Source organism: Rhizobium sp. Root1334 (genome assembly GCF_001426665.1).
Classification (GTDB): Bacteria; Pseudomonadota; Alphaproteobacteria; order Rhizobiales; family Rhizobiaceae; genus Pararhizobium.
This window is the reverse complement of record NZ_LMEY01000029.1, coordinates 198,973-223,173: the sequence shown is the minus strand read 5'-3', so window position 1 is coordinate 223,173 and position 24,201 is coordinate 198,973. Positions and strand designations below refer to the sequence as shown.

Sequence of the window (24,201 nt, the reverse complement as noted above, 5' to 3'; positions counted from 1 at the left end):
TTAAATCAATCCAAATGCGGACCAGCATCCATCAAATTTGCTGATCAATCCTCGCCATGGTTGGCAATCATCATTGCCTCAAATGCCATGCGATCGACCTTGCGCATACGCTCGGAGTCCGATTTCAGCTGGCCGCAAGCGGCGAGAATGTCGCGGCCACGCGGCGTGCGGATCGGCGAGGCATAGCCGGCCGCATTGATGAAGTCGGCAAACTTCTCGATCTGCTCCCATTTCGAACACTGGTAGTTCGTGCCCGGCCATGGGTTGAACGGGATGAGGTTGATCTTGGCCGGAATGCCTTTCAGGAGGCGCACCAGTTCCTTGGCGTCTTCCAGCGTGTCGTTGACGCCTTCGAGCATGACATATTCGAAGGTGATGCGGCGGGCATTCGACAGGCCGGGATATTTCCGGCAGGCGTCGAGCAGTTCCTTCAGCGGATACTTCTTGTTGATCGGCACCAGCATGTCGCGCAAGTCGTCCTTCACCGCATGCAGCGAGATCGCCAGCATGACGCCGATTTCCTCGCCGGTGCGGAAGATTTCCGGAACGATGCCGGAAGTCGACAGCGTGACGCGGCGCTTCGACAGCGATAGCCCGTCGCCGTCGGTGGCGATCAAGAGCGCTGTCTTGACGTTCTCGAAATTATAGAGTGGCTCGCCCATGCCCATCATTACCATGTTCGAGACCTTCCGGCCTTCGCTCGGCATGACGGTGCCCACAGGCGTGTCCCGGTCCGGGAAGTCGCCCAGGCGGTCGCGGGCAAGCAGCAGCTGCGAGAGAATTTCTTCGGCCGTCAGGTTGCGCACCAGCTTCTGGGTGCCGGTATGACAGAACGAACAGGTGAGCGTGCAGCCGACCTGGCTGGAAACGCAGAGCGTGCCGCGGCCTTCTTCGGGAATATAGACTGTCTCGATTTCGACGGGACGACCAGCACCCCGCGGCGGGAAGCGCAGCAGCCATTTGCGGGTACCATCGGTGGAGATCTGTTCTTCGACGATTTCCGGGCGGGCGATGGTGAAATGCTTCTTCAGCAGCTCACGCATGTCCTTCGACACATTGGTCATGTGGTCGAAATCGGAAACGCCGCGCACGTAGAGCCAATTCCAGAGCTGGCTCGACCGCATCTTCACCTGTTTTGCCGGGACGCCGATTTCGGCCAGCGCCTTGCCCATGTCTTCGCGCGAAAGGCCGATCAGCGTCGGCTTTTCGGCGGCCATGGCCGGACGGACCGGTGCCTTGACGGGGCGGTCCAGATCGAGTGCTTCAGTCGCGGCCATTCTCGCCATTTCCCATGTTTGCGATACGCAAGGCCCGTTCAAGCGCTTTTGCCTGCAACCGGTTGCGTCAATGCTGAGATCAGAGTTCGTTTGCCGCGCATCGGGAACGTCAACGATCCACGCAGCTATCGTTGACCGGGCCTTTAGCACGGTTTTCGCCCCGCGTCACCCTCCGGCGCTTCAGGGCAGATCTGCAAAAAGGCTTTAACGCCAAAAGGCCGGATGAACCGGCCTTTCAAACGATCGGAGGCGACGTTGCCTGATTACTTGCAGTTTTCGATCTGCTTCAGCGCAGCCGAAATGCCCGAGAGCGAATAGGAATAGGCCGTCGGCGTACCCTTGCGCGACTTGGCGGCAACGGACATCGCCTTGCCGGTCTTCATCGCAGCCACGAGCGCCGGCTCTTCAGCGGCATTTTCCACCCAAGCGGAGTTCCCCTTGGTGAACATCGTGAAATTCTTGTTGTCGATGGTGACGGTGACCTTGGAGCTGTCCTGGAGCGGGTAACCCATCATCGCCTGCGGTTCGTAGGAGATGTTCTGGCCGGGGCGCTGGGACACGAGGAAAAAGACATCGCCGTGATCGACATTGGCCGGGCTCTTTTCCTTCGGGACCGAAAGCACATAGCAGACCTTGCCAGCGCCGGCCTGATAGGAATAGGCGCCCCAGGCATTGAACTGCTGAATGCGGGTCGGCGACTGAGCCGAAGCAACGCCGGCAGTTGCCAGCACGAGTGCGATTGCGAGGTTAAGCTTTCTTACAAACATCTTGTCCTGCCGGTTTCTTGCTGCCAAAGCCCGATCAGCATCAGCCGGGCCACGCATGGTCATGATTTAATTGATTTTGACTTAATTCAGGTTACCAAACCGTCAACATTCCCCGAATTCGCTGCCTTTCCGCTTTAATACGGAACAGAGTACGCCGCAAACCCGGCTCGAGTTTCAGGCTAACGTTGAAGCGCCCGAACGATCCAAGCTTGCCTCGATCCATTGTGTGCGAAAACCCAGAGAGCGGCCGCGGCGGGAAAATGCCGAATTCCGTCTGCCATGCACGTTTCGCTTGCCGGGCAATTGCGCGATCAGCCGACGCGTGCCCGGCGCTGGTTTTATTTCACAAAGAATCAGGCAAGAGTTTGACCTTTGGCAAAAGCGCTGTACCTCTGGTTAAATACTGCGGAAATCAGGGCGGGAGGCCATCAAAAGCGGAATGAATGTTGAAGTCAGACAGCATTTCACCGCCCTTGCCGTGGCCGTCGCACGCAATCGTGATCAGACCGCCTTTTCGGAACTCTTCGACTTTTTTGCTCCACGACTGAAATCCTTCCTGATGCGGCAGAATGCCGGTGTCGCGGAGGCGGAGGAGGTCGTGCAGGAGGTGATGGTTATTCTCTGGCAGAAGGCGCACCTCTACGATCCGGAGAAGTCATCGCTTTCCACGTGGCTTTTCCGGATCGCCCGCAACCGGCGCATCGATGTGGCGCGACGGCAGCGCAATGGGACGCTTGACGCGCATGAGCCGCTTCTCCTGCCTGCGGCGCCGCCCGCGCCGGATGACCTGATTGAAAGCGAAGATCGCGAGCAGATCGTCCGGATTGCGCTGGCGAAGCTGCCCGTAGAGCAAGTTGCGCTGATTCAGATGGCATTTTTCTTCGGCCAGTCCCATTCGGAGATTTCCCAAGCCACGGGCCTGCCGCTTGGAACCGTCAAATCACGCATCCGCCTCGCCTTCGGCAAATTACGGGCGCTGCTTGAAGAAGGCGGCGTTGATAGCGCCTACTGACGTGGATCAGTCGGGCAGTTTATCCTGCAGGGCCTCGTCGGCCTTGATGTAGTGCTTCTCCTTGATCTGGCCGCTGATCGCGGCAAAGGCGGCGGTCAGCACGGCAATGTCGTCGGAAAAGCCGACCATGGCCAAGACGTCGGGAATGAAATCCAACGGCATGACGAAATAGGCGAGCGCTCCGAGCAGGATGCCGCGTGTGCGCAGGGGTGTCGCCGGGTCCATGGCACAGTAATAGGCGGCAACGACGTCACGGCTGAACGGGATCTGCCGCATCGCCCTTTTCAGGGTCGGCCAGAACCGGCGCTCAACCTTACGGGCCTTTGCTTCCTGTTCGCTTTCCTCGCCAGGCAGCAAAATCTCGCCGATCTTGATGTCATCCATCCTGTGTGTCCCATTCGTCATGGAAAATCATATGGTGAGCAGGGCGAAGATTTCAAATGGCGCTCTTTCAAATGCCCTATTTAAGGTGGTCAGGCATCCGGCCTGCCGCCGCGCGGTCCATCCTGGCGGCAAGCTTGAAGTCCAGCTCGGTCAGTCCTTGCGAATCATGGGTGGTCAGCGTCACGTCCACCTTGTTGTAGACATTGAACCATTCGGGGTGGTGGTTGAGCTTCTCGGCCGAAATCGCGCTTTCGGTCATGAAGCCGAAGGCTTCGACGAAGCTCTTGAAGCGGAAGGCTTTCCAGATCGAGAGCCCGTCTTCGGCAAGAACCCAGCCCTCCATCTTCGAAAGGTTTTCGGCAACGGCTTCCTTGCCGAGCTTTTCCTGTTTCATGGCGCAATCCCCTCCAGTTTTATTCGCAGCGGCAAGTGATATTCCGGTTCCACAACGCGGCAGCTGCGGATAGGTTCAACCTTTTCCTCAAGCCGTTGAATAGCATGAAACCTGTCAGAATTCTTTTCGTCTGTCTCGGCAATATCTGCCGCTCACCCCTGGCCGAGGGTATTTTGCGGCATGTCGCAGGGGATGGGTTGGTGGATGTCGATTCAGCGGGAACTGGCGGCTGGCATATTGGTGATCCGCCGGATCGCCGCTCGATCGCGGTTGCGCGGAAACATGGTATCGACATTGCGCGTCAGCGCTGCCGGAAGGTTCATGCAGGTGATTTCGAGGCGATTGATCTGATTTTTGCGATGGACGCCAGCAATCTCGCCACTCTGCGGGCGATGGCGCCGCTGGATGCGCAGCACAAGCTGCACCTGTTTCTGGAATATACCCAGGGCATCATCATCAATGTTCCCGACCCCTACTATGAGGGGCCGGAAGGCTTTGAGACTGTCTACAACATGCTCTTCGAGGGATGTATGTTGCTGATCGGCAGGCTCGAAGAGCGCTCATAGAGCGGGAAGACTTCTTCGGTCACGTAAGGACCGCCACCGACGGAATCGCGCGACGACAGAAGCACGAAGCGTGAGACGGTGAACGGGTTGGTGTAGAAGCCGCCGCGGCCCGAGAGATAGCTGACCACATCCTCAACCCGCGAGGCCCGCAACCGGCCGAGCGTCACATGGGGGGTGAATTTTCGCGGGTCGGCGGGCAGGCCAAGCCGTTGGCAGATCCGCTCGATTTCGGCCTGAAGTGCGTAGAGTTCCGGCGGGTTGCTGACGCCCGCCCAGACAGAATGCGGTTTTTTCGATCCGAAAGCGCCGGTGCCGGTCAGCTGTAGCTGGAATTCCGGGCGTTCGATCCGGTCCAGCTTGTCGACGATCTCGTCGGCAGTGCGGTTTTCGACGTCACCGATGAAGCGAAGAGTGATGTGGTAGTTCTCCACATCGATCCAACGGGCACCGGGAAGACCACCACGCAACAATGAAAGGCTCATTGCGGCATTACGCGGTATCTCGAGGGCGGTGAAAAGTCTCGGCATAACGAGCTCCCCGAATCTCTTGAAGATAACCCAGCGAATCATGCTTGCCTGTTAGAAGCAAATATAATTTCGCACCTGCAATATTTATCCAACGGGATTAACAGGCGCTGAACAAGCAAAGAGTTGTTGTTTGGTTAGCGTCAGCCCCCCGTTGAGAGTGATTGCAGGAAACGTTCGGCAGATGGCAGGATTCGCTCGACCATGACGCCGATGCCATCACCATTGGGATGCATGCCATCCTCGATCTTCAGCTTGGCATCTTCGACCACACCGTCGAGGAAGAATGGATAGAGTTCAAGGCCGTAGGTCTTGGCAAGTTCGGAATAGATCGGATTGAACCGTGCGGCATAATCCGCTCCCATGTTTGGTGGCGCTATCATTCCGGCAAGCAACACCTTGATCCCGCGCGACTGCAGCTTTTCGATCATCGCAACAAGGTTCTTGCGGCTTTCCTCGGGCGCAATACCACGCAGGGCGTCGTTGGCGCCGAGTTCGAGAATCACGCCCTTGGTGCCATCCGGAACCGACCAATCGATCCGCGCCAGGCCGCCAGACGTTGTGTCGCCGGAGACGCCGGCATTGCTGATCGTCACATCGTGGCCTTTCGCACGCAGAGCTTTTTCCAGCCGGGCGGGGAAGGCGTCTTCCGCCGGCAACTGATAGCCAGCCATCAGACTATCGCCGAACCCGACGAGGCTTACCGGTTCGGCGCGGCTGATGGCGGGCATGATCACAATTGCCGTGATCGCCAACAAAAATGTACAGAAACCTTTTATTCGCATCATTGCGCCCTTAAATCGGTAAAACTCAGCCGCTCCGGCAACCTTCATATTTTTACATATAGGACAGTTTCCCTTGGCAAAAACCATGATCGAACTGAAAAATGCGGATCTGACCCTCGGCCAGGCCGCTGCGTCCGTTCATGTGCTCAAGGGTATGGATCTGACCATTGAGGCGGGAGAGTCCGTTGGGATCGTCGGTCCGTCCGGGTCCGGCAAGTCCACGCTTTTGATGGTTCTGGCGGGTCTCGAACGTCTCGACAGCGGCGAGATCGTTATCGACGGCACGCCACTGCATGGTTTGAGCGAAGACCGGGTAGCGGAGTTCCGTGGCCGCAACATTGGCATCGTCTTCCAGTCGTTCCATCTGATTCCCAACATGACGGCGCTGGAAAATGTCGCCGTGCCGCTCGAGCTTGCCAATGTGCGCGACGCTTTCGAGATCGCCCGCCGGGAACTGATCTCGGTTGGCCTCGGTGAACGGCTGTCGCATTATCCCGGGCAATTGTCCGGCGGCGAGCAGCAGCGCGTTGCCATTGCCCGGGCGCTCGCGCCCTCGCCAAAGCTGCTGATTGCTGATGAGCCGACCGGCAATCTCGATGGCGAAACTGGAAAACAGGTCGCTGACCTGATCTTCTCCAAGCAGGCCGAGCGTGACATGACGCTGGTTCTGGTCACCCATGACACGGCACTGGCCGCCCGCTGCTCGCGCCAGGTGCGTGTCCGCTCCGGCGAGATCGTGTCCGGCTCCGGTCACGAACCATCCGTTTCCGCTTCGCTGTCCAAGGTCGCGTCCGCATGAGGGCCGCGACTTTCGGCGGCTTCCGTCTTGGGCTGGCCTTGCGCCTTGCGCTGCGCGAAATGCGCGGCGGATTGAAGGGCTTTTATATTTTCCTCGCCTGCGTAGCACTTGGAACGGCGGCTATAGCCGGGGTCAATTCCCTGTCGCAGTCGATCACCGGCTCGATTGCCAGCCAGGGCCGCGAATTGCTCGCCGGCGATATCCGCTTCGAACTCAATAACCGCGTCGCCACGGACGAAGAAAAGGCCTTTGTCGATAGTCTCGGCCCTGTCGCCGTCTCGTCCGGACTGCGTTCGATGGCGCGGTTGCAGGATGGCTCCAATCAGGCTTTGGTCGAGCTGAAAGCCGTCGATGGCGCCTATCCGCTTTACGGTACGTTGGAAAGCGAACCGGCGGCACCGCTTGGCGATGCGCTTTCTGAAAACAATGGGATTTACAACGCGCTTGCCGCGCCATTGCTGCTGGAGCGCCTTGGCATCCAGACGGGCGATGAAATCCTGCTTGGGACAGCGCGTATTCGTGTCGCTGGCACCATCGTGCGCGAACCGGATGCCCTGTCTGACGGTTTCGGTTTTGCACCGCGCCTACTGATCTCGAAAGCGGCGCTTGATGCTTCCGGTCTCGTGCAGACGGGCAGTCTGGTCGAGCATACCTACAAGGTGAAGGTTGCCGATAGCACCAGCGTGCCAGCCCTGCGCAGGCAGGCTGAGGAAAAGTTTCCGCAGGCCGGATGGTCGGTTCGCACCAGCCAGAATGCGGCCCCGGCACTGACGGCCAATATCACCCGCTTCTCTCAGTTCCTCACCCTCGTCGGGCTGACAGCACTGATCGTCGGTGGTGTCGGTGTCGCCAATGCGGTGCGCGCATATCTCGATTCCAAACGCGGCGTCATCGCCACGTTCAAATGCGTCGGTGCACCCGCCTCGATGGTCACAACCATCTATCTCATCCAGATCCTTCTGATTGCCTTTATCGGCATCGGTATCGGGCTCGTCCTTGGCGCGCTCATTCCGTTTGTCGCGGCGCAGTTCCTTGCCGGTGTCCTGCCGGTATCGACGGCGTTCCAGATCTATCCGGGTGCCCTTGGTCTTGCCGCCGTGTTCGGCCTTTTGACCTCGCTTGCTTTCGCCATCCTGCCGCTCGGTCATGCCCGCGAAGTTCCGGCAACCGCGCTGTTCCGCGAGCAAGGCTTCGAGCGCGCTCGTTTGCCGTCCTGGCCCTATCTGGTGGCCGCCGCCCTCTGCCTTGGCGCTCTTGCAGGCCTTGCCATCTTCACCGCCTATGACCGGAAGATTTCGCTGACCTTCCTCGGCGCCATCGCCTTTTCGTTTGTGGTGCTGCGCGGCGTCGCCATTTTGGTCGCCATGCTTGCCCGCCGGGCGCCGCGGGTCAGTTCGCCGGCTCTGAGGCTGGCCATCGGCAACATTCATCGTCCCGGCGCGCTGACGCCTTCGGTCGTCTTGTCGCTCGGCCTTGGTCTGGCACTTCTCGTGACGCTGGCGCTGATCGACGGTAACCTTCGCCGCGAGTTGACCGGCAACCTGCCGGAACGGGCACCGAACTTCTTCTTTGTCGATATCCAGAGCGCCGAGGTTGAGGGTTTTCGCTCGCTGCTGCAGACAAGCTTGCCGGAGGGCAAGGTCATCGAGGTGCCGATGCTGCGTGGCCGCATCCTCGCTTTCAACGGCCAAGATGTGACGAAGATGAATGTACCGCCCGCCGGCCAGTGGGTGCTGCGCGGTGACCGGGGCATTACCTATGCCAAGAACAAGCCGGAAAATTCGACGTTGACGGAAGGGGACTGGTGGACACCGGATTATACCGGCGAACCGCTGGTGTCGTTTTCGTCCGAAGAGGCCGGTGAACTGGGCCTGAAGATCGGCGACACCGTCACCGTCAACGTGCTCGGCCGTAACCTGACCGCTCGGATTGCCAATTTCCGCAAGGTCGAGTGGGAATCCCTGTCGATCAATTTCGTCATGGTGTTTTCGCCCAACACCTTTGCCGGGGCGCCCCACGCCTGGCTGGCCACCGTGATCGATCCCGGTGCGACGGCGCAGGAGGAGGCGGCCACCCTCAAAGCCATTACCAATGCCTATCCGACGATCACCAGCGTGCGGGTCAAGGACGCGCTCGACATCATCAACGTGCTGGTCGGCCAGTTGGCAACCGCTATTCGCGCCGCTGCTGCGGTCGCGCTCGTGGCGTCCATTCTGGTGCTTGCCGGTGCACTTGCGGCCGGCAACCGGGCGCGCACCCATGATGCTGTGGTGCTGAAGACGCTGGGCGCGACGCGCTCGACGCTGATCCGCGCCTTCTGCTACGAATACGCCATGCTGGGTCTATCGACGGCGATCTTCGCGCTGTTCGCCGGTGGCGTCGCGGCATGGTTCGTGGTGAGCAAAATCATGAGTTTGCCGTCCTCTTTCCTGCCGGATGTGGCGCTGATCACCATGGCTGTCGCCCTGATCGTCACGGTCGGTTTCGGTCTGGCGGGCACCTGGCGGGTGCTCGGTCAGAAGGCCGCACCCGTCCTACGCGAGCTCTAAGCGCCCAGTTAACCGTTAACGTTAGCCCCTGAAAGCCCTGAGAATCCGCTTTTCGGCTGATTCCAGGGGCTGCCGGTCTTGTGCAAGTCGTATTTCGACATCATATTCACCCTAGGCATGCTGGAGCCCCGCAGCGGCGCCTGGGTCAAGTGGCTTGCACCGTCATGGATGCGCCCTTACCGCCCGACACCGTAAACTTAACCGGGGCTTTTAAAGAGGAAACAATGGCTGATCTTAGAAACTACCAAACCCGAATGTCGCCTGCCGGCGCACAGGCGGGGGCCGTAATCGACGAAGGTCTGCGCACCTATATGCTCAAGGTGTACAACCTGATGGCCCTCGGTCTGGCGATCACCGGTATCGCCGCCTATGCTGCATTTCAGTTCGCTTTCGCGGACGGACAGCTGACGGCCTTCGGTCAGGCGATCTATGTGAGCCCGCTGAAGTGGGTCATCATGCTCGCACCGCTGGCTCTGGTGTTCTACATGAGCTTCCGCATCAACTCGATGAGCGTATCCGCTGCGCAGACGACCTTCTGGGTCTATGCCGGTCTGATGGGTCTCTCGCTGTCGTCGATCTTCATGATCTATACCGGCCAGAGCATCACCCAGACGTTCTTCGTCACGGCTGCTTCGTTCGGTGCCCTGTCGCTCTACGGCTACACCACCAAGCGTAGCCTGTCCGGCATGGGTTCGTTCCTGATGATGGGCCTTTTCGGCCTGATCATCGCTTCGATCGTCAATATCTTCCTCGCCTCGTCGGCGCTTGATTTTGCGATCTCGGCTATCGGTGTTCTGATCTTCGCAGGCCTTACGGCTTACGATACCCAGAAGATCAAGGAAATGTACTTCGAAGAAGAAGGTGCCGAAGCCACCGGTCGCAAGGCCATCATGGGCGCGCTGACGCTGTATCTCGACTTCATCAACCTGTTCCTGTTCATGCTGCGTTTCCTCGGAAACAAGGAATAACTTGGAACTGGAATACATCTGAAAAGGCGGCTTCGGCCGCCTTTTTTGTTGTCCGGAAAACGATGGCGGGCACTCGCTTGAACGCACGAATACGATATGGCAGAGGAGAATGCCCTTTCTCAGTCAGGTCCGCCCATGCCCTTCACGCTTCGTGACGCCACCCTTTCAGACATCGCCGCGATTACCGCGATCTATCAGGACTCGGTTCTGAACGGCGTGGCCTCTTATGAGATGACGCCACCGGGCGAGCCGGAAATGGCGTCGCGGTTTTCTGCGATTACCGGCAACGGCTATCCTTATATCGCCGCTGTCGATGCGCAGGGCGTGCTCCTCGGCTATGCTTATGCGTCAGCGTTCCGCACGCGCACCGCCTATCGGTTCATGGTCGAGGATTCGATCTATCTGGCGCCCGAGGCCCGCGGCCAGGGTGTCGGCAAGGCGCTGCTGGCTGAATTGATCCGGCGCTGTACGCAACTCGGATTCCGCCAGATGGTCGCCGTCATCGGCGGTGCCCATCCAGCTTCCGTCGCGGTCCATCGCGCCGCTGGTTTCGAGCATGGCGGATTGATGAAGGGCACGGGTTTCAAGCATGGCCGCTGGCTCGATACCATCATCATGCAATTGCCACTCGGCGAAGGGCTGACGACCGATCCGGAGCCGGGCATCTACCCCGACACGCTCTACCAAGCCTAACTCAGGTCTTGATGAGCTTCAGCATCTTGTCGAAGACTTTGAGGACCTGCTGCAGGTCGTGACCGCGCTTGAGGATCATGCCATGCGTATTGACGACGCTGAAGGCGCCTTGCTTGGATGACAATTTCGGATTCTTTTCGATCCGGAACAGCGGCATTTCACCAGACCGCTTGAAAACCGAGAAGACCGCCTTGTCGCGCAAGTGGTCCATGGCATAGTCGCGCCACTCTCCGTCCCCGACCATGCGGCCATAGACCCTGAGGATCATATCAAGCTCGCGGCGGTGGAAGGTGATGGGAAGCTGGTCCTGATTGCTGCTGCGGTATTCGTGCAGATTAACAACCACATCGGACGATTTCTGCCTTTCGGAACGGGTCTCGCCTTGCGGCAAATCCGGCTGATCAGTCATCGGTACTCCGGCCTTTTATTGTGACAGGACGATAACAGTTTGCCTGACCGGGGCTGAAATGCAAGCCGCAAAGCCGGAAGCGGTCGGCCAAGACTTTTTTTCGCCTGCCGCATTTCAAACAAACCGGCGCCCCAATTGGCAAGGACACTCGCGCTCGCTGGCACAAGGGAGTCCTTCCGAGTGACCGGCCTGCATGTCTGTTTGTGGTTTTTCTGCCGCAAACGGGTGCAGCAATGGAGTGGCTAGCCAAAGCGTCCATCGGGCGCGGTTGCTCCTGATGCCATGTCGATCGGGTGCTGCTTGCACCTGCGAAACGTGGCCGGTTCGGTCCGGCATCTTCGAACCCTCAGCCCCAGCCCCTCGATGCTGCCGGGCCGAACCAGACTATGTGTCAATTGGCGGCTTTATCCGCCATGACAGTCACAGCGCCGACGATGGCGCCAGGTGTCTCACTGTCTTTCATCTTTTGCAGAAGCACGGCACAGCCGCCGTTTTCACCCTCGTTGAGGATGGAAGCCGGCAGAACGAAATTGGCAGGCTTGCCATCCCACATGCCGATCGTCTGGACATCGCGGACGGAGTGCCAGTAGGAAATCTTTTTGCCGCTGTTTTCGCCCTTCTTCACATCGACAAGTTGCTGCCGGTTGAAATAAACGACGACGACATTGGCCTTGCCGGTGCCTGCCCCGATCTTGATATCGATCTCATCCTTGCTGACATTGGCGGCGACCGGTACGGCGAGGCCCTGTCCCGCCGAATTCATCGCGGAGAGGCGGCTGTTGATCCCGTCGATATCGGCGCCGTTGATATGGTCGCGGCCGTTGAGCACTGCTTGAGGCGTGTAGACACCGCTGCGGCCGAACATCTTCGCATAGGCATATTGCCGGGCAGTGTTGTCCTTCGAGGCCAAAGTGTCGGCCCAGCCGAGATAGTTCCAGTAGTCGACGTGATAGGAGAGCGCAACGACCTTGCCGTCGTCGATCAGCGTCTTCAACGCTGCATCCGCTGGCGGGCACGAGGAGCAGCCCTGGCTGGTGAACAGTTCTACCACGCCTGCCGGTTTCACTGCATCTTCAGCCACAGCCGGCATCGCCATTAGGCCAAGGCCAAGGGCGAGCGTGATGTGGCGAACGGTGCTTGATCCAGACATTCAGACTTCCATTTCAGGATGTTGGGCATTTCAAGGATGTTGGCATTTCAGGCAGCAGAATTTCAGTGGTGTTGTACAGGCGTACAGTCTCTGTCGGCACCCTTCATACTCCGGTCCTCCGTCAACGGAAAATCACGTTGGAGTGAGGCGAACGGTACCGGCGATCACAAAAAAACCGGGGCTCGTGAAAGCCCCGGCTTCGTTCATTCGAGCATCAGCGATGCATCAGGCGGCGAGATCGCGCAGAACCGTCTGCAGGATGCCGCCATTGTTCATGTAGGTGACCTCATCGAGCGTATCGATGCGGCAGATCAGCGGTACGTGCTTCACCGAGCCGTCGGCATAGGTGATCTTGGCAATGCGCTTTTCACGCGGCTGGACGTTTGCCAGGCCGTCGATAGTGACGCTCTCGTCACCCTTCAGGCCGAGCGATTCCCAGGTCGTGCCTTCCTCGAAGACGAAGGGCACGATGCCCATGCCGACGAGGTTGGAGCGGTGGATACGCTCGAACGACTGGGCGATGACCGCCTTGACGCCAAGCAGGTTGGTGCCCTTGGCAGCCCAGTCACGCGACGAACCGTTGCCATATTCGACACCGGCGAAGATGACCAGCGGAACGCCTTCTGCCTTGTACTGCATGGCAGCGTCGTAGATCGACATCTCTTCCTTCGAAGGATAGTGGATCGTGTAGCCGCCTTCCTTGCCGTTCGGGCCCATCATGTGGTTGCGGATGCGGATATTGGCAAAGGTGCCGCGCATCATCACTTCATGGTTGCCGCGGCGCGTACCGTACTGGTTGAAATCGGCAACGCCGACACCATGGCCAATGAGGTAGGCACCGGCAGGAGAGGCTGCCTTGATCGAGCCAGCCGGCGAGATGTGGTCGGTGGTGATCTTGTCGCCGAACAGGCCAAGCACGCGGGCGCCCTTGATGTCGGAGATGCCCGAACCGGTCTTGCCCATGCCGACGAAGTAAGGCGGGTTCTGGACGTAGGTCGAGTTGTCATCCCAGGCATAGGTCTGGCCGGCCGGTACCTGAACCGCCTGCCAGTTGACGTCGCCCTTGAACACGTCGGCATATTTCGATGCGTAGAGTGCGCGGGTAACGTATTTCAGGATGAATTCCTGGATTTCCTGCGAGGTCGGCCAGACGTCCTTGAGGAAGACCGGCTGTCCGTCGCTGCCGATGCCGAGCGGCTCAGTGGTCAGGTCCTTCTGGACCGTGCCGGCGAGTGCGTAGGCGACGACCAGCGGCGGCGAAGCGAGGTAGTTCGCCTGAACGTCCGGCGAGATACGGCCTTCGAAGTTACGGTTGCCCGAGAGAACGCCGGACATGATCAGGCCCTTCTCGTTGATCGTCTTCGAGATCGGGCCGGGCAGCGGGCCGGAATTGCCGATGCAGGTCGTGCAGCCGAAGCCGACGAGGTTGAAGCCGAGTGCGTCGAGCGAATCCTGCAGGCCGGACTTGGCGAGATATTCGCCGACGACCTGTGATCCAGGTGCAAGCGATGTCTTGACCCACGGTGCGGTCTTCAGGCCCTTGGCAACGGCGTTGCGGGCGAGAAGGCCGGCAGCGATCAGAACCGAGGGGTTGGACGTGTTGGTGCAGGACGTGATGGCGGCAATCGCCACGTCGCCGTGACCGATGTCGTAATCCGCGCCTTCGACAGCATAGCGCATGTCGAGCTGGCCCGGCTTCTTGTATTCGCCTTCGAGCGATGTGGCGAAACCGGAAGCGATATTTTCGAGCGGGATGCGGCCTTCCGGACGCTTCGGGCCTGCCATGGCAGGCACGACCTGGCCGAGGTCGAGTTCCAGCGTATCGGTGAAGACGAGGTCTGCACCGTCATTGTCGCGCCACATGCCCTGCGCCTTGGAATAGGCTTCGACCAGCGCGATGCGCTGTTCTTCGCGACCGGACATGGTGAGGTAGTTGATGGTCTCGGAATCGACCGGGAAGAAGCCGCAGGTCGCGCCGTATTCCGGGCCCATGTTGCCGATCGTCGCACGGTCGGCCAGCGTCATGTTGTCGAGGCCGGAACCGAAGAATTCGACGAACTTCGAAACGACGCCCTTCTTGCGCAGCATCTGCACGACCATCAGCACGAGGTCGGTGGCGGTGACGCCTTCCTTCAGCTTGCCGGTGAGCTTGAAGCCGATGACTTCAGGCAGGAGCATCGAGACGGGCTGGCCGAGCATGGCAGCTTCTGCTTCGATGCCGCCAACACCCCAGCCGAGGACGCCGAGACCATTGATCATGGTCGTGTGGCTGTCGGTGCCGACGCAGGTGTCCGGATAGGCGGTGATTTCGCCGTCTTCTTCCTTGGTCCAGACCGTCTGGCCGAGATATTCAAGGTTTACCTGGTGACAGATGCCGGTGCCCGGAGGAACGACGCGGAAATTCTTGAACGCCTGCTGGCCCCACTTCAGGAAGCGGTAGCGTTCGCCGTTGCGCTCGTATTCGAGTTCGACGTTGCGGGCAAAAGCCGTCGGCGTGCCGAATTCGTCGACGATGACCGAATGGTCGATGACGAGGTCGACAGGAACCAGCGGGTTGATCTTTTCCGGGTCGCCACCGAGCGAAACCATGGCGTCGCGCATTGCGGCGAGGTCAACGACGGCGGGAACGCCGGTGAAGTCCTGCATCAGCACCCGGGCCGGGCGGTAGGCGATTTCGTTTTCTTCGCGGCCCTTGTTGTTCAGCCATTCGGCAACGGCCAGGATGTTCTCCTTGGTGACCGAGCGGCCGTCTTCGAAGCGAAGCAGGTTCTCAAGCAGAACCTTCATCGAGTAGGGGAGCTTTGAAACGCCGGCGAGGCCGTTCGCCTCTGCCTTCGGCAGGCTGTAATAGACATAGTCTACGCCATTGACCGAGAGCGTCGACCGACAATTGAAACTGTCTAGGGATTTGGACACTGGAATACCCCGTTCCGTTAGATCGCCAAAACGTGACGCACGAACGCCCGAACGCATTTAAAGCGCGATATGGGATGCGGGTACGGCCATTTCCGCTGTCCGTACGTGGAAATCATTCCAAGTTCGGCGCTAGGATGAAATTCACGCCGACCGCTGGCGTGTTGGGGCGGTTATAGATAATTTCTCCGGAACGTGCCAGACCATCCGTCCTCAATTTGAGACAATTTTTTTGCGCTGCGACGAACGTCGTAAAAGGAATGTGAATGCCGATCCGCCTGCGTGTCGAAGGCCTCAGTGCGAAACGTGGTGAGGATCTGATTTTCCACGATATTTCGTTCATTGTTGCAGCCGGAGAAGCCTTGATTGTCACCGGTCCGAACGGATCGGGCAAGTCGACTTTGCTGCGCGTCCTGGCGGGTCTTCTGGTGCCCGAATCCGGCGTTGTCCGGCTCGACGATACAACTGCCGATATCAGCCATCCGCGCGAGCTCTGCCATTATCTTGGGCATCGCAATGCGATGAAACGCGAGCTCACCGTTGAAGAAAATCTCTCTTTCTGGAAATCCTTCATGGGTGATTCGGTGGGCGGTTCCGGTATCGGCCTCGAAGAGGCGACCGAAGCCCTCGGCCTTGGCGGAATCTCACATCTGCCCTTCGGTTATCTCTCGGCCGGGCAGCAACGGCGCATGGCCATGGCTAAGCTGCTGGTCGCCTATCGCCCCGTTTGGATTCTCGACGAGCCGACGGCGGCACTCGATGCGGCGGCGGACCGGCTGTTTGCCGGATTGGTGGAGCGGCATCTCGGTGCGGGCGGCATCGTAATTGCGGCGACGCATCAGCCGCTGGGAGTGGCTGCAAGGGAACTGCGGATGACGGGGTTTACTGGTGTGTGTGAGGGGGCAGAGTCCTGATGCTGTTGACTTTTTGCGTTGAGGCTCCCCCTCATCCGGCCCTTCGGGCCACCTTCTCCCCGCTGGGGAGAAGGTGGAGCGCGCTGCGGCTGCGTCCATCCCAGCCAGCTATCGATACCAGAGTTTTTCATGTGCATTCGCCGCAAACACCCCCTTCTCCCCAACGGGGAGAAGGGGGCCCGAAGGGCCGGATGAGGGGAGCTTGGCCAAGCATTCCGGGGGGACCCGTATGATCTCCCTCTTCCTGCGCGACCTGAAACTTTCCATGCGCGCCGGCGGCGGCGCGCTGATCGGTGTCTTGTTCTTCATGACCGTTGTTGCCGTGGTGCCCTTCGCCGTCGGCCCTGATCTCAATCTTCTGTCGCGCATCGGCCCGGCGATCCTGTGGATCGGTGCGCTGCTTGCATCTCTTCTCGGTCTTGACCGGCTCTTCCAGGCCGAGCGTGAGGACGGGTCTCTGGATCTGATGCTGATGCAGGAGACGCCGTTGGTGCTGACGGTGCTGGTGAAATGCTTGGCGCACTGGACGGCGACCGGCCTGCCGCTGGTGATTGCCGCGCCATTGCTCGGGCTGTTCATGAACATGAACGAAGTTGCCATCGGCGCAACGATGCTGACGCTGCTGGTCGGCACGCCCGCCATCACCTTTATCGGCGCGACCGGCGCTGCCGTTGCCGTCACCCTGCCACGCGGCGGGCTGCTGGTCTCGATCCTCGTCCTGCCGCTGGCGATCCCGGTGTTGATCTTTGGCGTCAGTGCGGCCTATGCCGCCGTCCAGGATCCGGCTCCCTTCCTGCCGCCGCTTTTGATCCTGATCGCCATCACGCTGTTCTTTGCGGTCATCGGCCCGTTGGCAGCGGCCCTGGCGCTCCGGTCTGCGTCGGATTGACAAGCGTCACGCGTCCTTTGAACGCGTGACGCTCTGACGCAAATGTGATTGCTGTCCCTTCATTGAAGAGAAGCGCATTGCGCGTTAAAGAACCATCATGAGCGAAAACAGTCTGGCCATTCGAAAATTCAGCGATCTTGCCAATCCCACCCGGTTTCTGGCCTTGGCGGCGCGTGTCCTGCCGTGGTTTGCCGGATTGACGGTGCTTTTGTTTGCCGTTGGGCTGTATCTGTCTTTTACCACCGAAGGTGACTACCAGCAGGGCGAGACGGTGCGCATCATGTATGTGCATGTGCCGGCTGCCTGGCTGTCGATGATGTGCTACTCGGTGATGGCGCTTTCGGCGCTCGGCACGCTGGTCTGGCGTCATCCGTTGGCCGATGTTGCGGCCCGGGCCGCCGCGCCGATCGGTGCGTCCTTTACCTTTCTGGCGCTGGTGACCGGCTCGCTCTGGGGCAAGCCGATGTGGGGCACCTGGTGGGTCTGGGATGCGCGGCTGACGTCGGTCTTCGTGCTGTTTCTAATGTATCTCGGGCTGATGGCGCTCAATCGCGCCATGGATGAACCCGGCAAGGCGGCCAAGGTCTCGGCCGTGCTGATCCTCGTCGGCTTCGTCAATATCCCGATCATCAAGTTTTCGGTCGAATGGTGGAACACGCTGCACCAGCCTGCAAGTGTGCTGAGGCTCGGCGGTTCTGCCATCGATCCGGAATTCCTGCGGCCGCTTCTGGTGATGGCGGTTGCCTTCACCATGCTGTTCTTCACCCTGCATATCGCCGCGATGCGCAACGAGATCTGGCGCCGCCGGGTGACCTCGATGCGCCGCCAGGCGGCTCGCAGCGCTGGCCGGGAGGCTTGAGCCGATGATGACCCACACTGCCTATGTTCTTGCCAGTTATGGCATTGCCACTGTAACCGTGCTTGCGCTGGTCCTTTGGGTCTGGACCGACGGACGCGCCCGACGCCGCGAATTGCAGGCGCTGGAATCAGCCGGTATCCGCCGCCGCTCGGCGCAAGCCGGAGAGGCATCATGAGTCTTGAGACCCCGACCACGCCCGACGCCAACCGGCCGGCCAAGATACGCACCATCCTCGCGCTGCTGCCGCTGCTGATCTTTGCCGGACTTGCGGCGATTTTCTGGAGCCAGCTCGGGTCCGGCCGCGACATCAGTGAAATTCCATCGGCGCTGATTGGCACCAAGGCGCCGGCTCTGGATATGCCGCCGCTTGAAGGGGCGACATTCAAGGGTGCCGCGATGCCGCCGCTGACTGATGCAGCCATCAAGGGCAAGCTGACCCTGGTCAATGTTTGGGCATCCTGGTGCGTGCCCTGCCGAGAGGAAAATCCGATCATCCTGGAACTTGCCAAGGATCCGCGGCTGACGGTGGTCGGCATCAACTACAAGGACCAGACCGAGAATGCGCTGCGGTTCCTCGGCGAACTCGGCAATCCCTTCGCTGCGGTCGGTGTCGATCCGCGCGGCAAGGCGGCCATCGACTGGGGCGTCTACGGCATCCCGGAATCCTATCTCGTCGATGCTTCGGGAACGATCGTCTATAAGCGTGTCGGGCCGTTTGACGACCGCAGCCTGAAGGAAGGTCTTTATCCCGCGATCGAAAAGGCTGTGGCCGGGAAGTAGGGTTGCGGCTCGGTTGTCTTCTCCCCGGCGGGGAGAAGGTGGCCCGCAGGGCCGGATGAGGGGGGCCGAAGGCACCTTCGTCGTATGGCTCCAGCTAACCCCCGCCCCCTCATCGCCTCACTGCGTTCGGCACTTCTCCCCACGGGGGAGAAGAGGGAGATCGTGACGCGCTCACGCAATCCAAAGGTTCAACTGCAGTGGGTGCGGGGAAATATTTCCCTTCAGTCCCGGCGACCCCGTCAAATCGCCCCCTGCCACGCCTTCACCGCGTCCAGCGGATAGACCAGCATGAGGACGTTGAGCGCCAGATTATCGCGGATCAGCCAGCCGGTGAAAATCTCGAAGACGATGGCGATGGCGACCGTGACGGCGACCGGTGCGCGGCGGGCGAAGAAGAAGCCCAGCGCCATGAACACCGTGTCCATCGCCGAGTTCAGGATGCTGTCACCGTAATAATCGAGCGAGATGGTGGCGGTGCGGTAGCGGTCGATGATGATCGGGGAGTTTTCAAGGATTTCCCAGCCGGATTCGATCACCAGCGCCAGAAGCAGCTTGGCTGCGAGGGGCTTGCCGCGCAGGATCAGATGCGCCAGCCCATAGAACAGGAAACCGTGGATGATGTGCGACGGGGTGTACCAATCGGCCAGATGCTGCGAATTGCCGGGGCCATTGGCGGTGGGCTCGAACAGCTTGATGTAGCCGCAGGTACAGATCGGCGTGCGGCCCATCCAGTATTCGATGACGATTTGCGCGATGAGAACAGCGGCGCAGGCGGCAAGCCAGAAGGTGGCGGCACGCGGCGAACGGTTTTCGGCCGGTACCAGGGTGGTCACTTCGGCGTATCCTGATCCAGCGAATGCTTCATGATGATCGGCATCTGCGACAGGGTGAACAGCACGGTGATCGGCATCGTGCCCCAGACCTTGAAGGCGACCCAGAAATCGGTCGAGAAATTACGCCAGACGACTTCATTCAGCACGGCCAGGACCAGGAAGAAGATGCCCCAGCGGATGGTGAGCTTGCGCCAGCCTTCCTCGTCAAGCTTGAAGGCACTGTGGAAGACATAACCAAGCAGCGATTTTCCGAACAGCAGGCCGCCGAGCAGGATGACGCCGAACAGCGAATTGATGATTGTCGGCTTGATCTTGATGAACGTGTCGTTCTGTAGCCAGAGGGTGAATGCGCCCATGATGAAGACGACAATGCCGGAAATCAGCGGCATCATCGGCAGCGTGCGCGTGAGGATCCAGGAGGCGGTCAGCGCGATCGCGGTCGCGGCCATGAACAGGCCTGTGGCGATGAAGATCGGGCCACCCAGTTCGGTCAGCGCCGGAAACTCGCGTGCCAGCCATTCGCCGCGTGAATTGGCGAAGAAGAAGACCACCAGTGGCCCAAGCTCCAGCACCATTTTCAGAAGCGGGCTGATTTCCTTGCGCGGCTTGACCGCCTCGATCGATGACATAGGAACGTCCTTAAAGCGATTGTGGTGCATGCCCGGTGTGAGGGCCGTCTTTCTCGTCGTCATCCTCGGGCTTGACCCGAGAATCCATCCGCAGTGCGACGTATGTTCGTCGGCATCTCAGCCCTCTGCCTGGATCCTCGGGTCAAGCCCGAGGATGACCGGGCCGAGGTTAATCTCAATAACATCAGCAAAAAGGCAAAACCGGGTCAATGGGGAATTCCGGCGATGGCCTCGGCAAAATCCTTGGCCTCGAACGGTTCCAGATCGTCCACGCCTTCGCCAACGCCGATGAAATAGACCGGCAGCTTGTGCTTGGCGGAAATGGCAACGAGGATGCCGCCGCGCGCCGTGCCATCGAGCTTGGTCATGATCAGGCCGTTGACACCGGCAACGTTGCGGAAGATTTCGACCTGATTGAGCGCATTCTGGCCGGTCGTGGCATCGAGCGTCTGCAACACCGTGTGCGGCGCATCGGGATCGAGCTTGCCGAGCACGCGGACGATCTTTTCCAGCTCGGCCATCAGCTCCGTGCGGTTCTGCAGGCGGCCGGCGGTATCGATGATCAATACGTCGCTCTTCTTCAGACGCGCCTGTTCGAAGGCTTCGTAAGCCAGCCCTGAGGCATCGGCGCCGAGTTTCGAGGAGACGATATCGGATTTGGTACGCTCGGCCCAAATTTTCAGCTGTTCGATGGCGGCCGCCCGGAAAGTGTCGCCGGCAGCCAGCATGACCTTCAGCCCGGCACCGGAGAGCTTTGCCGCCAGCTTGCCGATGGTGGTGGTCTTGCCGGTGCCGTTGACGCCGACGACGAGAATGACATGCGGTTTATGGTTGAGATCGAGCTGCAGCGGCTTGGCGACGGGCGCCAGAACCTTGGTGATTTCGGCGGCCATGATGCGGGAAACGTCTTCGCCGCTGACGTCCTTGCCGTAGCGCTCGGAGGCGAGCGTATCGGTGACACGTAGCGCCGTCTCGACGCCGAGATCGGCCTGGATCAACAGGTCTTCCAGATCCTGCAGCGTCTCGTCATCCAGTTTGCGCTTGGTGAAGAGGGCGGTGATCTGTCCGGTCAGTTGCGACGATGTGCGGGCCAAGCCCTGGCGCAGGCGCTGGAACCAGGTGAGCTTCTGCTTCGGCGCCTCGGGCGCAGGTTCGGCCGCGCGGCCGGTGGCGAAGCCTTTGGGGAGGGCAATTTCGGCTGCTGGCTCAGATGCTGCGGAGAGGCCGTCACCTTCCTCTGCCTTTTCGCGCATCTCCGCCTCAAGGCCGGAGATTGCAAGCGGTGTGATTTCGCTAAGGTCGTCGGCGTTCGAGAGCGCGGAGAGTTCACCCTCCTCTGTCGGCTGCGCCGACATCTCCCCCACAGGTGGGGAGATTGGACCCGGGGTTGGCTCCGGCGCTTCATCTGAAAGACGATCTTGAGCGGAAAGAGCGTCAGCCTCAATCTGATCTCCCCCCTTGTGGGGGAGATGTCCCGAAGGGACAGAGGGGGGTGTCGAAGTTTCCTCTGTCTCAGCCGCTTCGGCTTCCGCTTCCAGGAGCGATAGCGGGACAAGGCCGACATCGCCGATCTCTTCGGCAGCAGGCAGAATGGCCGGTGTATCGTCCACCTCTGCGGCAGAGGTTTCGTCCGCGGTCTTGAACTCCGGCGCATCGGCGGTGTCGGCGGAGGGGCCGCCAGCGGTATCCATCTCCTCCGGCAGCACCGGATCGGCGGCCAGTGGCAGGTCTTCGGTGCGGGGCTCAAGCTCGGCTTCGACCGCCTGGGCCTCATTGGGGCTGAACGTCGATTCCGCCTGGTCCATGACGGCATCGGCTGCCGGCGCCGCAGTCGGCTCGTCTTCGGACGGCTTGTCCTTGCCGAAGGTGAAGACCTTTTTCAGAAAGCTGAGCGCCATTTGAATTCCGTAAACTCAGGCTGCGTTGGCAGCCATCAATTGCATGTCGAGATGCTTGCCGTTGTGGCCGGTGATGACAGCCTGCACGATAGCGCGCGGCATCAGGCCGGGGACGGCGGCAAGCGTGAAATTTTCCGTATGTGCCAAGCCATTGTTCTCGACGAGCAGGCTTTGCTGCGTTCCGATCATGCTGTCAAGATGGGCCTGATGCAGCTGAAGTCCAGTGGCACGCAGCCGGGCGGCCCGTTCTTTGACCAAGGCGCGGTCGAGCTGCGGCATGCGGGCGGCAGGCGTGCCTTCGCGCGGCGAATAGGGAAACACATGCAGATGGGCGATATTGGCCTCTTCGGCCAGCCGCATCGCATTGGCAAACATCTCTTCGGTCTCGGTGGGGAAGCCGGCGATCATGTCGGCGCCAAAGCTCGTTTCCGGACGCAAACGGCGCACGTCTTCGATGAAGCGGAGCGCATCCATGTGGCTATGCCGCCGCTTCATCCGCTTCAGGATCATATCGTCGCCATGTTGCAGCGACAGGTGCAAATGCGGCATGAAGCGTGGCTCGTCGGCGATCAGGTCCATCAGGTGGCTGTCGGCCTCGATGCTGTCAATCGAGGAAAGCCGCAGGCGCAGGAGCTCCGGCACCTGCTTCAGAAGCGTCTTGGCAAGCAGGCCGAGGGTCGGGGCGCCCGGCAGGTCGCCGCCATAGCTGGTTGCGTCGACGCCGGTCAGCACGATCTCGCGGTAGCCGCCGTCCGCCAGCTTTCGCGCCTGGTCAACGACGGCGCCCATCGGAACCGAACGGGAGTTGCCGCGGCCATAGGGGATAATGCAGAAGGTACAGCGGTGATCGCAGCCGTTCTGCACCTGGATGAAGGCGCGCACATGGCCTTCGATCAGCTTGACCATCTGCGGCGCTGTCTCGCGCACGCTCATGATGTCGTTGACACGCAGCTTTTCCTCGGCCGAGACGCCGAAATCGGGCAGTGACCGGTAGGAGGCGCTTTTCAGCTTTTCCTCGTTGCCAAGCACGGCATCGACCTCGGGCATTTCGGCAAAGGCCTGCTTTTCCGTTTGGGCCGCACAGCCGGTGACGATGATGCGGGCATGCGGGTTTTCGCGGCGGGCGCGGCGGATCGCCTGGCGGGCCTGACGCACGGCCTCGCCGGTAACGGCGCAGGTATTGACGAGAATGGCGTTGTTCAGCCCTGCCTTCTCGGCTTCTGCTCGCATCACTTCGGATTCATAGGTGTTGAGACGGCAGCCGAAGGTTATGACATCGACGCCGCTCAAAGTGCTGCGCTTCCCGTCTGCGGCTCGTCCTCACGCGACCAGAGGCCGGTGGTGGGGTCGACGCTGCCCGACCATTCCCACTCGGCGGGGCCGGTCATGACGACGTGATCGTCGCGCTCGCGCCATTCGATGGTGAGGATGCCAGGCGGGGTGGCGCTGGCGACCTTGATCTCGACATTACGGCCTGTACGACCCGTGCGGGCAGCCGAGACGGCGGCGGAACAGGCAGCGGAACCGCAGGCCAGCGTCAGGCCGGCGCCACGTTCCCAGGTGCGGGTCGTCAGCGACGTGGGCGAAGTGACCTGCGCCAGCGTGATATTGGCGCGCTCGGGAAACATCGGGTGGTTTTCGAGCAGCGGGCCGAAACGTTCGAGGTCGAAGGACATGACGTCGCGATCGACCCAGAAGATCGCATGCGGATTGCCCATCGACATGACAGAGGGCGAATGCAGGACCGGGTCATCGATCGGGCCGATCTGCAGCTCGATGCGGCTGGTATCGTAGAATTCTTCCGACAACGGAATCTTGTCCCATTCGAACACCGGCGTACCCATATCGACCGAGATCGTTCCGTCGGCATGTTCCTGCGCATTCAGGATGCCGGCGACGGTCTGAAAGGTGAAGGCCTTCTTGCCCGTCTCCGCAGCCAGCGCCTGGACGACGCAGCGCGTACCGTTGCCGCAGGCCTGCGCCTTCGAACCGTCGGAATTGAGGATGTCGATCCAGGCGTCGGTGCCTTCGGCCTTCGGATCGTGGATCGCCATGATCTGGTCGAATTGAGTGTCGGGATTGGCATTGAGCGCAATCGCCGCCTGCGGCGTCACCTTGTCCTTGCGGCCGCGCATGTCGACGACCAGGATCTTGTTGCCAAGCCCGTTCATCCTTGCGAATTCGACCGTTGTGTTCATGACGTTCATTT

Annotated in this window: 25 protein-coding genes; 11 read left to right on the top strand and 14 right to left on the bottom strand. The window is 60.3% G+C overall.

Annotated elements, in window-relative coordinates:
- Nucleotides 1-44: 44 nt before the first annotated feature.
- On the bottom strand, nt 45-1,277 hold the full coding sequence (rlmN, locus tag ASD36_RS25965; protein ID WP_060502665.1) for a 23S rRNA (adenine(2503)-C(2))-methyltransferase RlmN: 1,233 nt from the start codon (nt 1,275-1,277) through the stop codon (nt 45-47).
- A 263-nt stretch (nt 1,278-1,540) separates the two neighbouring features.
- A complete protein-coding gene (locus tag ASD36_RS25960) occupies nt 1,541-2,044 on the bottom strand; it encodes an invasion associated locus B family protein (RefSeq protein WP_060502856.1) in 504 nt (167 codons plus the stop codon).
- 439 nt (nt 2,045-2,483) lie between these two features.
- Between ASD36_RS25960 and ASD36_RS25955 the strand changes: the two genes are divergently transcribed.
- On the top strand, nt 2,484-3,056 hold the full coding sequence (locus ASD36_RS25955) for a sigma-70 family RNA polymerase sigma factor (RefSeq protein ID WP_060502666.1): 573 nt from the start codon (nt 2,484-2,486) through the stop codon (nt 3,054-3,056).
- Nucleotides 3,057-3,062: 6 nt separating this feature from the next.
- Here ASD36_RS25955 and ASD36_RS25950 read toward each other — a convergent pair whose 3' ends face one another.
- A complete protein-coding gene (locus ASD36_RS25950) occupies nt 3,063-3,440 on the bottom strand; it encodes a YkvA family protein (protein ID WP_060502667.1) in 378 nt (125 codons plus the stop codon).
- A gap of 76 nt (nt 3,441-3,516) precedes the next feature.
- On the bottom strand, nt 3,517-3,834 hold the full coding sequence (locus ASD36_RS25945) for a 4a-hydroxytetrahydrobiopterin dehydratase (protein WP_060502668.1): 318 nt from the start codon (nt 3,832-3,834) through the stop codon (nt 3,517-3,519).
- Between the two features lie 104 nt (nt 3,835-3,938).
- On the opposite strand from ASD36_RS25945, the gene ASD36_RS25940 reads away from it, so the two are divergent.
- Nucleotides 3,939-4,400, top strand: coding sequence for a low molecular weight protein-tyrosine-phosphatase (locus tag ASD36_RS25940; RefSeq protein ID WP_060512051.1), 462 nt, complete (start codon nt 3,939-3,941; stop codon nt 4,398-4,400).
- Here the strand turns inward: ASD36_RS25940 and thpR are convergent.
- Together thpR and ASD36_RS25930 are read right to left on the bottom strand one after the other, a co-directional pair.
- Nucleotides 4,340-4,927, bottom strand: coding sequence for an RNA 2',3'-cyclic phosphodiesterase (thpR, locus tag ASD36_RS25935; protein ID WP_060502857.1), 588 nt, complete (start codon nt 4,925-4,927; stop codon nt 4,340-4,342). The two genes, ASD36_RS25940 and thpR, sit on opposite strands and share 61 nt — an antisense overlap.
- Nucleotides 4,928-5,067: 140 nt before the next feature.
- Nucleotides 5,068-5,655 carry an arylesterase gene (locus ASD36_RS25930; protein WP_244481952.1) on the bottom strand — a complete coding sequence of 196 codons (588 nt, stop codon included), beginning with the start codon at nt 5,653-5,655 and terminating at the stop codon, nt 5,068-5,070.
- A gap of 127 nt (nt 5,656-5,782) precedes the next feature.
- Here ASD36_RS25930 and ASD36_RS25925 point away from each other — a divergent pair, with 127 nt between their 5' ends.
- The 4 genes from ASD36_RS25925 to ASD36_RS25910 all read left to right on the top strand — a co-directional run bounded on the left by ASD36_RS25925 (nt 5,783) and on the right by ASD36_RS25910 (nt 10,718).
- Nucleotides 5,783-6,508, top strand: a complete 726-nt coding sequence (locus ASD36_RS25925) for an ABC transporter ATP-binding protein (protein WP_060502669.1) — start codon at nt 5,783-5,785, stop codon at nt 6,506-6,508.
- Nucleotides 6,505-9,057 (top strand): ABC transporter permease, encoded by a 2,553-nt coding sequence (locus ASD36_RS25920; RefSeq protein WP_060502670.1) that lies wholly within the window; start codon nt 6,505-6,507, stop codon nt 9,055-9,057. The genes ASD36_RS25925 and ASD36_RS25920 overlap by 4 nt, the downstream gene beginning before the upstream one ends.
- Before the next feature lie 224 nt (nt 9,058-9,281).
- On the top strand, nt 9,282-10,025 hold the full coding sequence (locus ASD36_RS25915; RefSeq protein WP_060502671.1) for a Bax inhibitor-1/YccA family protein: 744 nt from the start codon (nt 9,282-9,284) through the stop codon (nt 10,023-10,025).
- A gap of 135 nt (nt 10,026-10,160) precedes the next feature.
- Nucleotides 10,161-10,718, top strand: a complete 558-nt coding sequence (locus ASD36_RS25910; protein ID WP_060502672.1) for a GNAT family N-acetyltransferase — start codon at nt 10,161-10,163, stop codon at nt 10,716-10,718.
- 1 nt (nt 10,719) lies between these two features.
- Here ASD36_RS25910 and ASD36_RS25905 read toward each other — a convergent pair whose 3' ends face one another.
- From ASD36_RS25905 to acnA, 3 genes are all read right to left on the bottom strand, one after another.
- Nucleotides 10,720-11,127 (bottom strand): DUF2794 domain-containing protein, encoded by a 408-nt coding sequence (locus ASD36_RS25905; protein WP_060502673.1) that lies wholly within the window; start codon nt 11,125-11,127, stop codon nt 10,720-10,722.
- Nucleotides 11,128-11,518: 391 nt separating this feature from the next.
- Nucleotides 11,519-12,277 carry a thioredoxin family protein gene (locus tag ASD36_RS25900; protein ID WP_060502674.1) on the bottom strand — a complete coding sequence of 253 codons (759 nt, stop codon included), beginning with the start codon at nt 12,275-12,277 and terminating at the stop codon, nt 11,519-11,521.
- Between the two features lie 225 nt (nt 12,278-12,502).
- Nucleotides 12,503-15,193, bottom strand: a complete 2,691-nt coding sequence (gene acnA, locus ASD36_RS25895) for an aconitate hydratase AcnA (protein ID WP_060502859.1) — start codon at nt 15,191-15,193, stop codon at nt 12,503-12,505.
- 269 nt (nt 15,194-15,462) lie between these two features.
- Here acnA and ccmA point away from each other — a divergent pair, with 269 nt between their 5' ends.
- From ccmA to ASD36_RS25870, 5 genes are all read left to right on the top strand, one after another.
- On the top strand, nt 15,463-16,104 hold the full coding sequence (gene ccmA, locus ASD36_RS25890) for a heme ABC exporter ATP-binding protein CcmA (protein ID WP_060502860.1): 642 nt from the start codon (nt 15,463-15,465) through the stop codon (nt 16,102-16,104).
- A gap of 229 nt (nt 16,105-16,333) precedes the next feature.
- A complete protein-coding gene (ccmB, locus tag ASD36_RS25885; protein WP_060502675.1) occupies nt 16,334-16,993 on the top strand; it encodes a heme exporter protein CcmB in 660 nt (219 codons plus the stop codon).
- A 97-nt stretch (nt 16,994-17,090) separates the two neighbouring features.
- Nucleotides 17,091-17,852, top strand: a complete 762-nt coding sequence (locus tag ASD36_RS25880; protein WP_037097202.1) for a heme ABC transporter permease — start codon at nt 17,091-17,093, stop codon at nt 17,850-17,852.
- A 4-nt stretch (nt 17,853-17,856) separates the two neighbouring features.
- Entirely contained in the window at nt 17,857-18,027 is a 171-nt protein-coding gene (gene ccmD, locus ASD36_RS25875; protein WP_200954924.1) for a heme exporter protein CcmD, read from the top strand.
- A complete protein-coding gene (locus ASD36_RS25870; RefSeq protein WP_060502676.1) occupies nt 18,024-18,632 on the top strand; it encodes a DsbE family thiol:disulfide interchange protein in 609 nt (202 codons plus the stop codon). The genes ccmD and ASD36_RS25870 overlap by 4 nt, the downstream gene beginning before the upstream one ends.
- A gap of 239 nt (nt 18,633-18,871) precedes the next feature.
- Here the strand turns inward: ASD36_RS25870 and ASD36_RS25865 are convergent, their stop codons facing one another.
- From ASD36_RS25865 to dapF, 5 genes are all read right to left on the bottom strand, one after another.
- Complete coding sequence (locus tag ASD36_RS25865; protein WP_060502863.1) at nt 18,872-19,456, bottom strand: DUF2585 domain-containing protein; 585 nt, start codon at nt 19,454-19,456, stop codon at nt 18,872-18,874.
- Nucleotides 19,457-19,461: 5 nt separating this feature from the next.
- Entirely contained in the window at nt 19,462-20,094 is a 633-nt protein-coding gene (locus ASD36_RS25860; protein WP_060502862.1) for a septation protein A, read from the bottom strand.
- 206 nt (nt 20,095-20,300) lie between these two features.
- The gene (gene ftsY, locus ASD36_RS25855; protein WP_060502677.1) at nt 20,301-21,992 is read right to left on the bottom strand and encodes a signal recognition particle-docking protein FtsY; all 1,692 of its coding nucleotides are present in this window, start codon (nt 21,990-21,992) and stop codon (nt 20,301-20,303) included.
- A gap of 15 nt (nt 21,993-22,007) precedes the next feature.
- The gene (gene mtaB, locus ASD36_RS25850; RefSeq protein ID WP_060502678.1) at nt 22,008-23,282 is read right to left on the bottom strand and encodes a tRNA (N(6)-L-threonylcarbamoyladenosine(37)-C(2))-methylthiotransferase MtaB; all 1,275 of its coding nucleotides are present in this window, start codon (nt 23,280-23,282) and stop codon (nt 22,008-22,010) included.
- Nucleotides 23,279-24,190, bottom strand: a complete 912-nt coding sequence (dapF, locus tag ASD36_RS25845) for a diaminopimelate epimerase (protein WP_060502679.1) — start codon at nt 24,188-24,190, stop codon at nt 23,279-23,281. The genes mtaB and dapF overlap by 4 nt, the downstream gene beginning before the upstream one ends.
- Nucleotides 24,191-24,201: the final 11 nt, after the last annotated feature.